Here is an 11,793-nt window from a genome sequence, read left to right as displayed (position 1 = left end):
AAATGTGAAAAGCCAGCGTCTTTAGGCGCTGGCCGGTTTTAGGGGCTTATAGCCCCAGAGCAAACCACCCTTTTGAAGGGTGGTGCTGATTTATCAGTAAATAGTAAAGTGAAAACTTTATCCCCAATGGGTAACTCTTTCTCCCAAAATATCTTTTTCTGCTATATCAGCTAATAAAGTTTGCAACCCCGAAGAAAAATTCACAACATTTAAATCTTCAATAAATTGAATGCCTTTTATTTTATTAGGTTCATTTAAAGTAGGCAGTCCACTAACACGCTTAGCAAAATAAAAAGAGCCCCGCCATTCCACACCTTCAAAAAGAAAATCGCCTGTATATATTTCTTCCAAATCAGATATAGTTAAAGCTGTTTCTTCTTGGACTTCACGGATCGCACATTCAACCGCACTTTCTCCAATTTCTCGCTTGCCACCGGGAAAATTCCACATGCCTTTTCGATCTCTTATCACTAAAATATCACCAACAGTATCTTTGATAAATACTCGTGAAAATTCTTTTTTCATATTACCATTCCTTTTTAAATTATACTCCCATCATAGCTCATAATTCCAAATCACAAAAGGCATATTTTCTGTGTTTGCTTGTGAACTTTAAAAAAATAGGACACACAAAATCGCAAATAAACACTTGCTTGCGTCTATTTGCAGTTTTGTGTGTCCTTAAATAATAGGCAACCTAGCCTTTTTAGCTTAATAACTATTTTTATTTAAATTAAAAGCTTGAGCAACATTATCTGGTGCGTCCTCAATTGCAACTGTCGATTGCAATCGACCTTGGACGATTAACCGCTCGCTACCGGCATCATCGCTACAAGTTACTAAGGTAACCACTGACTCTCCCGGAATCACAGCTAAAACTGAACCATCTGACGGTGGCACAATCCAAATGCGACTAATTTCATACGTATAAACTTGCGCCAAATCGGTTAAATAAATCAATTGCCCCAGTTGCGATTGATGCAACGGGCCAAAAAGTAAATTTTTATCAATTGGATTATGACTGGCTAAGCCATAATTGCCTGAGCCCAGCTGTTGCTCAGCGCTAGTTGTGCCCGCCCCAAAAAACAGTGCATCATAAGCGACACCTTTAAAAATCGGCAAATTAATCCCCACATCAGGTAAAGCAATACCACCAATCACGACTGAATCCAAATCAGAAAACTGAGCTTTAATCACATCTTCACTAGTAATTGAAGTAACTTGATTAAAATCAAAAGTAGCTTCCACATTTTGATTTTTTTCGATATCAGCTCGCGTATAGTGGCTAATATCATATTTTTCAGTATTGGATTTAATCAAGGCATTTTTAATTTGGCTATTAAAAGCTAACGCCACACCAGCCACAATAAGTAGTACAATTAACAAGCTGGAAAAGAAATTTTTCACAGGATTTTTTTTCTTGCGTTTAGGAGGTTGTTTTCTGGTTGTGGTTGCCTTTTTTGAGCGTGTTTGGCTTTGATTAGCTGAACTGCGACTCTTTTTGCGTGTATCTGGCATAAACATCCCCCTTTCAAAACTTATTTTTTATTATCATACCATATTTTATAAAAAAACGCTGAGATGCAGCCGTGTGTTAGTAAAGATTTAATTTTTCATTCGTTTTTTTATTAAAAAGTTTCGCAAAAAAACGACTAAGACTGCTCTTTTTAGCTATATTTTCTGTAGGATTTGCAGAAAGTTGCTGATTTAGCGCTTGATAACTTTCAGCAGAGAATAACGGTTGACTGTGGTGATTGCTATATTGATCACTTCCCAGCGCTGAACCAAGAACATCTCCTTCATACAACCAAATTGTTTTTTCATTATTTTCAAATTTCACAAAAGAAGTCGCTAAATCTTGATAAAAAGCCAAACTTTCTTCGTAAAAACCTAAATACTCAAGATAATTAATCGTTATTGTTGCTTCATTATCATAAGCTGCTTCTGCCAAAATAATCTTTAGAAAATCTGCGTAGAGACCCGACAGATGCGGATAGACTTTTTCGATATAAGAACGTCTTTTTTCTAAATTCTGACAGTAAGTGGTTAAAGCGACTGAAATTTCACCGATTTTTGCCTTAACAAGCAAGGCTTCATAAGCTTCCTCATCTTCTATGTCAAGCGCATCTAATTGCTGCAAAGCTGCTTCAATTGGTTGAACATTTTCAAGCGTTAAACCTAACAACCAAAATAAAGGTAAAGTATTATTTGCTTCAAACAGTAGCAATTCATCGCTAATTTCTAAATAACTACGCCCCCCCATCAAAATCCCCTCCATTTTAATTCTCTCTCAAAAAGTATATCATATAAATTAAAAAGCTAGAACTGGCTGAAAAACCATTTCTAGCTTGCTTTTTATCCTAATGCTACATCTAAAACCATCATAATGATAAAACCCGCCATTACGCCAAAAACCGCATAGTGATTTTTACTAGAGGAAGTTTGTTGGGCCTCGGGAATTAATTCTTCCACCACCACATAAATCATCGCCCCCGCCGCAAAAGCTAAGGCATAAGGCAACAAGGCGGTCATTTTACTAACTAACAGCGCCCCGATAACGCCAGCGATTGGTTCAACAATCCCAGAAGCTTGTCCGTATAAAAAGGCTTTGCCGCGGCTTAATCCTTCTTGTCTTAGCGGAATCGAAACAGCTGCCCCTTCAGGGAAATTTTGAATCCCAATCCCGATGGCTACTGAAACAGCCGCTAAAACCGCAGCGGTTGGATTATCACTTGAAGCAGCCGCCCCAAATGCCACCCCTACCGCTAAACCTTCAGGAATATTATGCAAAGTAATGGAAAAAACTAACAAAATCGTCCGTTTTAAATGGGTGGGAATCCCTTCTGTTTCATGGGCAGGACCAAAGTGCATGTGGGGAATCGTTTTATCAGAAATATATAAAAATAGTCCTCCAGCCGCAAAGCCCACGCTGACAACTAACCAAGCGATATCACCATTGGTTTCTGCCCGCTCAATCGCTGGCGCTAACAGCGACCAAAAGCTCGCCGCAATCATTACCCCAGAGGCAAAACCTAACATAAAATTCAACACATCTTTTTTTATTTCTTTAAATAAAAAAACTAGCGCAGCCCCAAATGCGGTCATTCCATAAGTAAAACCGGTTCCTACCAAAGCCTGTTGCCAAGGTTGCAAACCAATCAGCCAATCTACCATTTGAATCAACTCCATTCCTATTAAAAAATTATTATTTACTCATCAAAAAGTTAGTTATTACTTATCTTCTTCTATGATTTATATTATACACCTTACATATATTTTAGGTCAACCTAAAAATGTTTCAGAAGCTGTTTACAAATAAATAAAATTCGTTTAAAAATAGCTGCTCCCGCGTTATACTTATTAGTGAGAAAGGGAGGTTTTCACTAATGGGTTCAAGAATTATGCATTACGCAATCGGCACAGCGCTGGCTGAGAAATTGAATTTTGGAAAAGATTTCATTTTAGGCAGCATCGCCCCTGATGTAAATAAAAATTCTCACACCGCTAAAGAATTAACGCATTTTATGGTTAAAAGAAAAGACGGTGAGCATGATATTTTCCCGGAAAAGTTTAGAGAAAAATACCTGTCCCACTTATCAGAAGCATTTTATTTAGGCTATTATCTTCATTTATTAGCTGATGAAATTTGGCTAAAAACTATCTATAAAAAATATATAATACCCGTCCCTTCTACGTCAAAAGAAACGACTTTAGCAAAGTATTACACAGATTTCCACACGCTAAATACTATTTTAATTAATCAATTCGCTTTGAAAAAATTTGAAGTGATTACTCATAAAAACTACTTGGTTACAGAGATAATTAAAGATGATTTACGCTATTTAGTGGCCGATTTAAACGCTGATTTTTCAGATGATGAGGCGGCTGAAAAATTGCAATTACTTGCAATTGGTGATATTGAGGATTATATAGCTGAAGTACAGAGGTATTTTTTAGCGGTAATTGGTTGAAAGCTACTATTTTTTTGCTATCAACTTATAGCTTTATTTAGATAGTTATTTACATATAATCAAAAAGCTCATCTTTTTGCGTCAAAAAATCCGTGAAATTATCAGCTAAAAGAAAAACTTCGTCTTGCTCCCAACCTAAATTTCCCGCTGAAGCACAATAAATTGTCTCATTATTCGGTTTTCGGTAGTCAAATAACGAAAAATTGCCACTGCCATCCAAGCTAATTGGCAAGGCATAGGGCATAAAATCAGCAAAGTGATATTCTTTATAAACAGCAAGCACTTCATCACTTGAAAACAATTGAAATGCTCTTTTCCCATTCGTAAATATCCCGCCGTTGCTTTCCATTAAGAATGCAGCATAAGTTTTGCTAATCGCTAGGTTTTCAAATCCTAACTGCGCAAGCCCTTTTTCTAGTTCTTTAATGTCGTGTTGGGTGCAGCCAGGATGCTTTTTATGAATTGTTTCAAATAATTCTAACAAAGTTACTCTCCTTTTTTAGATGTCTCTAAATCATCAAAATAACGAAAATCATTTCCGATTCTTGCGATAAAAAGTCCTCTTCATTTTTTGATAGGAACTAACAGATAAAATCGCTAGTAAAAGCACCCCTACGAAAACATAAATCAAATCGTAGTTCACAAGCACTTTCCACGGCGAAATCAGATAAGCACTAATCCAACTATCCAGATTACAAACCATGGCATACAGGCAATAAACGGAAATCATGCCTGCTAAAATTGCCAATAAATTAACAATTACAAATTCACCGATAAATTCTAGCGTAACAATCGCCGGATGCGTTCCCAGCTGCGTCTTAATCGCCAAGGTTTTCTCCGCTAACAGAAATTCTCGTCTTAAAAAAATAACTAGAGAAAAAAGTAAATAAAGAACACTGACAATCATCAAGATAAAACTGCCGATTTCGATGATATTCGCCAATAATGTTAACTCATCGCCTGTATCATGACTTAACATTTTTTGTAATAAAGGCATCTCAGCATTACGCCTGCCTTCCACCACAGCCATTAAATAGAAAAACAGATAAACTCTTAACGTTATCGCAAATAGCAAGGTGGCGAAATAGCTAGAAACAAAAAATTTAGAAAAGATAATCTTACTTTTTTTAAGGCTCTTTTTAATAATGGTCCCTGAATTTTTGATTTGTTTCATAAAATTTCACCTACCGCTACTCGGTTTATTTTTTGTTGGGCGATTTGATAAACGTGACTGCTTTCAGCTGGAATCAAAGTATAGTCATGAGTTACCAATAAAACGGCTAATCGTCTTTTAACCGATAAATCATGCAAAAGCGCAACGATTTCTTTGGCTTTTAGCGGGTCTAAATTCCCGGTTGGTTCATCTGCTAAAATCATTTCCGGATTCATCGCGATAGCGCGGGCAATCGCCACTCGCTGTTGCTCCCCACCTGAAAGTTCATGGCAATAACTTGCCAATTTATCTTTAATCCCAAGTTCGGCAGCGATTTTTTCTACCTCTGCTTTGATGCTTGCTTCCGCTAATTCTTGGCGATAAAGAACATAAGCAATATTTTCAAAAACGGTTAGCTCCTCAAGCAAACGAAAATCTTGATAAATCACCCCGATTTTCCGCCGATTTGCAAGAGTATTTGCTAAGTTATCATAGGTGATAGCTTGCTGGTTCAAGCTGATTTTCCCTTGCGCAATTGGCACTTCACCTAAAATCGCCTTTAACAGCGTGGTTTTGCCTACGCCACTTTTACCAGTCAAATAACTAATTTCAGCTTTGGGAAAATTTTCCGTAATTTCCTTTAAAATAATTTCACCAGTTGGCGATTGAATCGTTACTTTATCAAAACTAAGCATCTGTTCTCCTTTTTCCGCTATTGTAAAAATATTTCGTAATGTTTCGTTACAGCCGCATCGCCTTCACCATAAGTAAATTCAAAAAGAACCGGCTCTTCTTGATTCAACAATTGATAAGTATAGACAAGAGCTTTGCCAGCCGTCACTTCTGTTGGGACAGCTTGCAATTGCAACGCCTCTTTATTTTGCATTGCCGCTAAGCTAAACTGTTGCACATCAATTTCAGTTGCCTCTTCAGTGGCTACCAGCTGAAAAGTTAAGGAAATACAATCAAGCTCAGCAACTTTCGTTAAGGCGTAACTTTCCAGCTGAGCGGTTGCATCGCCTAATCGTAACGCCACCGACATTTTCTCCAACTGAACCTCTTCTTCACTATTTGAAAGCAAACTTTCTGGGCTAGCACAAGCAGTGAAAAATAAAAGGGTTGGTAGTAAAAGGCTTAACATTTTTTTCATAATCAACTTTCTCCCTCACTGAAAAACGCAATCATTTCCAGTAGCTGCTCTTTAAATTCAGCCGCATCGCCTTCCAACAAACGCAAAGTTGCCATTAACGGAATGGCTGCCTGAACTTCCGCCATCTCAAAATTACCTTTAGCGACAATTAGTTTTAAATATTTATTAGCTAACCTTTGAGCGTGCTGTTTAAAAATCACGTAGGTTCTGGCAATATCTAAAATAGGATTCCCCAATTTACTATCTACCCAGTCAATAATATAATACTGCCCCTCACTGTAGAGAATATTTAAAAAATGAAAATCAAAATGACAGAGATTATTTTTCACTTCAATTTGTTGCAAAATTGCTTGAGCGTTGGCTTTTAAATTTTCATCCAGCTTGGATTCCTTTAAACGCTGGGCAAAAACTTGATGGGCTTGCGGCAAATTCAAATCATGATATTCCTGAATCGACAGTTGCAAGTCAACCAAATCTGCCAAAGCCATTTTATATTTCTCTTTGCGCATTCGCTCTGTCAAAGTGCAACCGGCAATGTAGTCCATTTTTATTTCTTTGGTTGCTTCGATGACGGTTGTTTTTGGCACTAAAAGTTGGGTATTTTCAGCAATTTCATTTTGCAGCTGTGCTTCATATTTCAACCAATCCAAGGGATAATCAGCCTTGAAAGTTTTATAGGCAAAGCCATCTTCTAAATAAATCTTGGATACAGCACCACTACCGATTAATTTTCTCTTTACAGTCATGGAAATCCTCCTCAATTTTTGCCGTTTCTGATAATTTTCTACTATTAAATATCATAACTAATTTCAGCAATTAAGTCAGCAATCTCGCAAAATTTCTTATTTCCTTGATTTTTTTAGCTAAATCCCCCGAAAAAACTAATAAACCTTGAAACTTTCTGCTTTCCTCGCTATAATGCTAGGAGGTATACACTAATAATGATAAAGTGAGGAAACATTTTGATTACTGTAACAGACGTAAGTTTACACTTTTCAGACCGTAAACTTTTTGATGATGTCACCATAAAATTTACCCCTGGTAATTGCTACGGTTTAATCGGTGCCAATGGTGCTGGTAAATCAACTTTTCTGAAAGTCCTTTCTGGCGAATTAGCACCTTCTACCGGTAATGTGGCTTTAGGTCCCAATGAACGGATGGCGACTTTAAAACAGAACCACTTTGACTATGAAGAAATTTCAGTCATTGAAACGGTGATGATGGGGCATAAACGCCTTTATGAAGTCATGAAAGAAAAAGATGCTATTTACATGAAAGAAGATTTCTCTGAAGAAGACGGCATTAAAGCTGCCGAATTAGAAGGGGAATTTGCAGAATTAGGTGGCTGGGAAGCTGAACCTGAAGCAGCTGTTTTATTGCAAGGTTTGAACATTCCTGAAGATTTACACCACCAAACGATGAGCGAATTAACAGCCGGGCAAAAAATTAAAGTTTTACTTGCTCAATCGCTGTTCGGCAAACCTGATGTTTTACTTTTAGATGAACCAACCAATGGTTTAGATATTCAATCAATCGACTGGTTAGAAGAATTTTTAATTAACTTTGAAAATACAGTCATCGTTGTCTCCCATGACCGCCATTTCTTGAACAAAGTTTGTACCCACATGGCTGACTTGGATTTTGGTAAAATTAAACTTTACGTTGGGAACTATGATTTCTGGTTGGAATCAAGCCAATTAGCTGCGAAATTACAATCAGACTCTAACGCGAAAAAAGAAGAGCAAATTAAAGAGTTGCAAGACTTTATCGCCCGCTTTAGCGCCAACGCTTCTAAATCAAAACAAGCAACTTCTCGTAAAAAAATGCTGGATAAAATCACTCTTGATGATATTCAACCTTCATCAAGACGCTACCCATTTGTCGGTTTTAAACCTGAGCGGGGAATCGGTAACGACTTATTGCAAGTGGATAATATCAGCGTAACGGTTGACGGCAAAAAGATTTTAGATAACATTTCTTTCACTTTAAACAAAGATGATAAAGTAGCTTTCATCGCCAACAACGATATTGTTACTACTACTTTATTTAAAGTCTTAATGGGAGAAATCACACCAGACAGCGGCACCGTTCGTTGGGGTGTTACAACTAACTATTCTTATATGCCAAAAGATAATACAAAAGACTTTGACACTGATTTAACAATTTTAGATTGGTTGCGTCAATTCGCTTCTAAAGAAGAAGACGATAATACCTTCTTACGCAGCTTCTTAGGCCGGATGCTATTTTCCGGTGACGAAGTCTTGAAACCTGTTAATGTCTTATCAGGTGGCGAAAAAGTCCGTTGTATGCTTTCAAAAATCATGTTAGCTAAATCAAATGTCTTAGTTTTAGATGATCCAACCAATCACTTAGACTTAGAATCAATCACCGCTTTAAATGATGGCTTAATTGGCTTCAAAGGCTCATTGCTTTTTGCCTCTCATGACCACCAATTTATTCAAACCATCGCTAACCGTGTGATTGCGATTTCTGATAAAGGCGTTGTCGATCGGGCGGAAACGACTTACGATGAGTTTTTAGAAAATCCTGATGTTAAAGCGAAAATGAAACACTTATTTACTGGTAATTAAACAGTTAAAATCAAAGAGCAGCAATCAGCTTTTACAACTGATTGCTGCTCTTTTCAATTATTTTTTAGTAAAACCTTGTGCTTCAAATTCTTTAACTGTTTCTTCATAACTGATATTATCAGCGCTACCGCCACCAACAATTGCAGCAATTGCAGTTGAATCAGCTTTCTCTAAATCCACCGAAATCACAACTTCCACCACCATCTTGATAAGCACTAAATTGTGTAGCAAACTTGCTTTCGATTTCTTCCTTTTCTTCCTTTTGCTCATCTAAGAATTAAAAAAAACAAAAGCCAAGTAAACGATTTACTCGGCCTTGCGATTTTTAGACAAAAAAATAGAGCTGCCAATGCAACTCAGTCAGATAAATGACCCGTACGGGATTCGAACCCGTGTTACCGCCGTGAAAGGGCGGTGTCTTAACCGCTTGACCAACGGGCCAGTGGAATATTATAGATAATGGGCCTAAATGGACTCGAACCATCGACCTCACGCTTATCAGGCGTGCGCTCTAACCAGCTGAGCTATAGGCCCATAATAAGAAACAACTTCACAGTAAAGCGGGTGACGAGAATCGAACTCGCGACAACAGCTTGGGAAGCTGTGATTTTACCACTAAACTACACCCGCAGGTGCTATGGCGCGGGACAGAATCGAACTGCCGACACATGGAGCTTCAATCCATTGCTCTACCAACTGAGCTACCGAGCCAAACGGTCTGGACGGGACTCGAACCCGCGACCTCCTGCGTGACAGGCAGGCATTCTAACCAGCTGAACTACCAAACCAAAATAATTAATTTACTTACTACAACAACGGTGTCAAACGTTGTGTTTTGAGTCGAAATATATCCGCTCATGTCCACCAAGAATCTCTTGGTAATTGCGGGAGCAGGATTTGAACCTACGACCTTCGGGTTATGAGCCCGACGAGCTACCAGACTGCTCCATCCCGCGATAATAGTATTTAAAAAAAGGAGGATAAGGGATTCGAACCCTTGCGTGCTTTTACACACCTGACGGTTTTCAAGACCGTTCCCTTCAGCCGGACTTGGGTAATCCTCCAAAAACAACATGACCCGTACGGGATTCGAACCCGTGTTACCGCCGTGAAAGGGCGGTGTCTTAACCGCTTGACCAACGGGCCAGATAAAAAAATACGGAGAAGGAGGGATTTGAACCCTCGCGCCAGTTTCCCGACCTACACCCTTAGCAGGGGCGCCTCTTCAGCCACTTGAGTACTTCCCCAAGAAAAAATGGGCCTAAATGGACTCGAACCATCGACCTCACGCTTATCAGGCGTGCGCTCTAACCAGCTGAGCTATAGGCCCATAAAAACTAAAAAGCGGGTGACGAGAATCGAACTCGCGACAACAGCTTGGAAGGCTGTGGTTTTACCACTAAACTACACCCGCATGGCGGTCCCGACGGGAATCGAACCCGCGATCTCCTGCGTGACAGGCAGGCATGTTAACCCCTACACCACGGAACCATACTTTAGTTTTTAATTGCGGGAGCAGGATTTGAACCTACGACCTTCGGGTTATGAGCCCGACGAGCTACCAGACTGCTCCATCCCGCGATAATAGTATTTAAAAAAAGGAGGATAAGGGATTCGAACCCTTGCGTGCTTTTACACACCTGACGGTTTTCAAGACCGTTCCCTTCAGCCGGACTTGGGTAATCCTCCGAGATAAAAAAACAAGTCCAATGGACCTTGTAGGACTCGAACCTACGACCGGACGGTTATGAGCCGTCTGCTCTAACCAACTGAGCTAAAGGTCCAAGCTCCAAAAAAGTATCGCGGCGAAGGGGATCGAACCCCCGACCTCCCGGGTATGAACCGGACGCTCTAGCCAGCTGAGCTACACCGCGAAAAAAATATTAATTAAATGATATGGAGCCTAGCGGGATCGAACCGCTGACCTCCTGCGTGCAAAGCAGGCGCTCTCCCAGCTGAGCTAAGGCCCCTCATTTAAAAAAATATCGGGAAGACAGGATTCGAACCTGCGACCCCTTGGTCCCAAACCAAGTGCTCTACCAAGCTGAGCTACTTCCCGTTTTTAAAATTTTTACGCGCCCAAGAGGAGTCGAACCCCTAACCTTTTGATCCGTAGTCAAACACTCTATCCAATTGAGCTATGGGCGCATCCGTGTATCACTACACTTATGCCGAGGACCGGAATCGAACCGGTACGGTGATCACTCACCGCAGGATTTTAAGTCCTGTGCGTCTGCCAGTTCCGCCACCCCGGCATTATATTTCTTTTAAAAGCGGAAAACGGGGTTCGAACCCGCGACCCCCACCTTGGCAAGGTGGTGCTCTACCACTGAGCTATTTCCGCATTTTAGTTTCTATTTTTTTGTTCTCTATGCCGGCTAAAGGACTTGAACCCTCGACCCTCTGATTACAAATCAGATGCTCTACCAACTGAGCTAAGCCGGCTTCTATGCGGGTGAAGGGACTTGAACCCCCACGCCAAAAGGCGCTAGATCCTAAATCTAGTGCGTCTGCCAATTCCGCCACACCCGCATTGTTTGCTATGAGTCGTACAGGGCTCGAACCTGTGACCCTCTGATTAAAAGTCAGATGCTCTACCAACTGAGCTAACGACTCATATGGAGGTTAACGGGATCGAACCGCTGACCCCCTGCTTGTAAGGCAGGTGCTCTCCCAGCTGAGCTAAACCTCCATTTTGACAACTCTTGCGCGGCGACGTCCTACTCTCACAAGGGGCAACCCCTAACTACAATCGGCGCTAAGAAGCTTAACTTCTGTGTTCGGCATGGTGACAGGTGTATCCTTCTCGCTATCGCCACCGCACTTGGTTGTCTATTGAGTTTTTGCTTTCGCTCACTCAAAACTGAATCTGAAGTATTGTCTATCAAAACTCTTCCGAGTTCGTTCTTTTCTTCCATTCTTTGGTTA

At 40.0% G+C, this 11,793-nt stretch carries 12 protein-coding genes, 25 tRNA genes and 1 rRNA gene; 2 read left to right on the top strand and 36 right to left on the bottom strand.

Features of this window, described 5'->3' with window-relative positions:
- Positions 1-117: 117 nt before the first annotated feature.
- From M2139_RS13485 to M2139_RS13470, 4 genes are all read right to left on the bottom strand, one after another.
- Complete coding sequence (locus M2139_RS13485; RefSeq protein ID WP_280739356.1) at positions 118-525, bottom strand: NUDIX hydrolase; 408 nt, start codon at positions 523-525, stop codon at positions 118-120.
- 186 nt (positions 526-711) lie between these two features.
- On the bottom strand, positions 712-1,518 hold the full coding sequence (locus tag M2139_RS13480) for a class A sortase (RefSeq protein ID WP_280739357.1): 807 nt from the start codon (positions 1,516-1,518) through the stop codon (positions 712-714).
- Positions 1,519-1,594: 76 nt separating this feature from the next.
- The gene (locus tag M2139_RS13475) at positions 1,595-2,263 is read right to left on the bottom strand and encodes a hypothetical protein (RefSeq protein WP_280739358.1); all 669 of its coding nucleotides are present in this window, start codon (positions 2,261-2,263) and stop codon (positions 1,595-1,597) included.
- 92 nt (positions 2,264-2,355) lie between these two features.
- Positions 2,356-3,174 carry a ZIP family metal transporter gene (locus tag M2139_RS13470; protein WP_280739359.1) on the bottom strand — a complete coding sequence of 273 codons (819 nt, stop codon included), beginning with the start codon at positions 3,172-3,174 and terminating at the stop codon, positions 2,356-2,358.
- 212 nt (positions 3,175-3,386) lie between these two features.
- Between M2139_RS13470 and M2139_RS13465 the strand changes: the two genes are divergently transcribed.
- Complete coding sequence (locus tag M2139_RS13465; protein WP_280739360.1) at positions 3,387-3,971, top strand: hypothetical protein; 585 nt, start codon at positions 3,387-3,389, stop codon at positions 3,969-3,971.
- 49 nt (positions 3,972-4,020) lie between these two features.
- Here M2139_RS13465 and M2139_RS13460 read toward each other — a convergent pair whose 3' ends face one another.
- The 5 genes from M2139_RS13460 to M2139_RS13440 are packed head-to-tail and all read right to left on the bottom strand — an operon-like array spanning position 4,021 to position 7,020.
- Entirely contained in the window at positions 4,021-4,455 is a 435-nt protein-coding gene (locus M2139_RS13460; RefSeq protein WP_280739361.1) for an SMI1/KNR4 family protein, read from the bottom strand.
- A 48-nt stretch (positions 4,456-4,503) separates the two neighbouring features.
- Positions 4,504-5,145, bottom strand: coding sequence for a hypothetical protein (locus M2139_RS13455; protein ID WP_280739362.1), 642 nt, complete (start codon positions 5,143-5,145; stop codon positions 4,504-4,506).
- Positions 5,142-5,819 carry an ATP-binding cassette domain-containing protein gene (locus M2139_RS13450; RefSeq protein WP_280739363.1) on the bottom strand — a complete coding sequence of 226 codons (678 nt, stop codon included), beginning with the start codon at positions 5,817-5,819 and terminating at the stop codon, positions 5,142-5,144. The genes M2139_RS13455 and M2139_RS13450 overlap by 4 nt, the downstream gene beginning before the upstream one ends.
- 17 nt (positions 5,820-5,836) lie before the next feature.
- Positions 5,837-6,274: a hypothetical protein gene (locus M2139_RS13445; protein WP_280739364.1), complete on the bottom strand. Its 438-nt coding sequence runs from the start codon at positions 6,272-6,274 to the stop codon at positions 5,837-5,839.
- 2 nt (positions 6,275-6,276) lie between these two features.
- Positions 6,277-7,020, bottom strand: a complete 744-nt coding sequence (locus M2139_RS13440) for a phosphotransferase (RefSeq protein ID WP_280739365.1) — start codon at positions 7,018-7,020, stop codon at positions 6,277-6,279.
- A 216-nt stretch (positions 7,021-7,236) separates the two neighbouring features.
- On the opposite strand from M2139_RS13440, the gene M2139_RS13435 reads away from it, so the two are divergent.
- Positions 7,237-8,865 carry an ATP-binding cassette domain-containing protein gene (locus M2139_RS13435; protein WP_280739366.1) on the top strand — a complete coding sequence of 543 codons (1,629 nt, stop codon included), beginning with the start codon at positions 7,237-7,239 and terminating at the stop codon, positions 8,863-8,865.
- Between the two features lie 57 nt (positions 8,866-8,922).
- Here M2139_RS13435 and M2139_RS13430 read toward each other — a convergent pair whose 3' ends face one another.
- From M2139_RS13430 to rrf, 27 genes are all read right to left on the bottom strand, one after another.
- Positions 8,923-9,069, bottom strand: a complete 147-nt coding sequence (locus M2139_RS13430) for a hypothetical protein (protein WP_280739367.1) — start codon at positions 9,067-9,069, stop codon at positions 8,923-8,925.
- A gap of 165 nt (positions 9,070-9,234) precedes the next feature.
- Positions 9,235-9,306 (bottom strand) — tRNA-Glu (locus M2139_RS13425).
- 19 nt (positions 9,307-9,325) lie between these two features.
- Positions 9,326-9,399: transfer RNA gene (locus M2139_RS13420), tRNA-Ile, on the bottom strand.
- A 25-nt stretch (positions 9,400-9,424) separates the two neighbouring features.
- Positions 9,425-9,495, bottom strand: a tRNA-Gly gene (locus M2139_RS13415).
- Between the two features lie 8 nt (positions 9,496-9,503).
- Positions 9,504-9,576, bottom strand: a tRNA-Phe gene (locus tag M2139_RS13410).
- A 3-nt stretch (positions 9,577-9,579) separates the two neighbouring features.
- A tRNA-Asp gene (locus tag M2139_RS13405) sits at positions 9,580-9,653 on the bottom strand.
- Positions 9,654-9,747: 94 nt separating this feature from the next.
- Positions 9,748-9,821 (bottom strand) — tRNA-Met (locus tag M2139_RS13400).
- 18 nt (positions 9,822-9,839) lie between these two features.
- Positions 9,840-9,929: transfer RNA gene (locus M2139_RS13395), tRNA-Ser, on the bottom strand.
- A 10-nt stretch (positions 9,930-9,939) separates the two neighbouring features.
- Positions 9,940-10,011 (bottom strand) — tRNA-Glu (locus M2139_RS13390).
- 13 nt (positions 10,012-10,024) lie between these two features.
- Positions 10,025-10,112, bottom strand: a tRNA-Ser gene (locus M2139_RS13385).
- A 9-nt stretch (positions 10,113-10,121) separates the two neighbouring features.
- Positions 10,122-10,195: transfer RNA gene (locus M2139_RS13380), tRNA-Ile, on the bottom strand.
- Positions 10,196-10,208: 13 nt separating this feature from the next.
- A tRNA-Gly gene (locus M2139_RS13375) sits at positions 10,209-10,279 on the bottom strand.
- A 1-nt stretch (position 10,280) separates the two neighbouring features.
- Positions 10,281-10,356 (bottom strand) — tRNA-Asp (locus tag M2139_RS13370).
- A 16-nt stretch (positions 10,357-10,372) separates the two neighbouring features.
- Positions 10,373-10,446: transfer RNA gene (locus M2139_RS13365), tRNA-Met, on the bottom strand.
- An 18-nt stretch (positions 10,447-10,464) separates the two neighbouring features.
- Positions 10,465-10,554 (bottom strand) — tRNA-Ser (locus M2139_RS13360).
- Between the two features lie 21 nt (positions 10,555-10,575).
- Positions 10,576-10,649 (bottom strand) — tRNA-Ile (locus tag M2139_RS13355).
- Positions 10,650-10,665: 16 nt separating this feature from the next.
- Positions 10,666-10,739 (bottom strand) — tRNA-Met (locus M2139_RS13350).
- 23 nt (positions 10,740-10,762) lie between these two features.
- Positions 10,763-10,835, bottom strand: a tRNA-Ala gene (locus M2139_RS13345).
- A gap of 15 nt (positions 10,836-10,850) precedes the next feature.
- Positions 10,851-10,924 (bottom strand) — tRNA-Pro (locus tag M2139_RS13340).
- A 15-nt stretch (positions 10,925-10,939) separates the two neighbouring features.
- Positions 10,940-11,013: transfer RNA gene (locus tag M2139_RS13335), tRNA-Arg, on the bottom strand.
- Positions 11,014-11,034: 21 nt separating this feature from the next.
- Positions 11,035-11,120: transfer RNA gene (locus tag M2139_RS13330), tRNA-Leu, on the bottom strand.
- A 17-nt stretch (positions 11,121-11,137) separates the two neighbouring features.
- A tRNA-Gly gene (locus tag M2139_RS13325) sits at positions 11,138-11,209 on the bottom strand.
- 28 nt (positions 11,210-11,237) lie between these two features.
- Positions 11,238-11,310: transfer RNA gene (locus M2139_RS13320), tRNA-Thr, on the bottom strand.
- A 5-nt stretch (positions 11,311-11,315) separates the two neighbouring features.
- A tRNA-Leu gene (locus M2139_RS13315) sits at positions 11,316-11,397 on the bottom strand.
- An 11-nt stretch (positions 11,398-11,408) separates the two neighbouring features.
- Positions 11,409-11,481, bottom strand: a tRNA-Lys gene (locus M2139_RS13310).
- Positions 11,482-11,484: 3 nt separating this feature from the next.
- A tRNA-Val gene (locus M2139_RS13305) sits at positions 11,485-11,557 on the bottom strand.
- A gap of 15 nt (positions 11,558-11,572) precedes the next feature.
- Positions 11,573-11,688: ribosomal RNA gene (gene rrf, locus M2139_RS13300) — 5S ribosomal RNA — on the bottom strand.
- Between the last annotated feature and the right edge of the window lie 105 nt (positions 11,689-11,793).

Origin of the sequence: Enterococcus sp. PF1-24, from assembly GCF_029893325.1 — a bacterium.
In the GTDB taxonomy this organism is placed as follows: Bacteria; Bacillota; Bacilli; order Lactobacillales; family Enterococcaceae; genus HY326.
The sequence above is the reverse complement of the archived record's forward strand: the minus strand, read 5'-3'. Positions and strand labels throughout refer to the sequence as shown.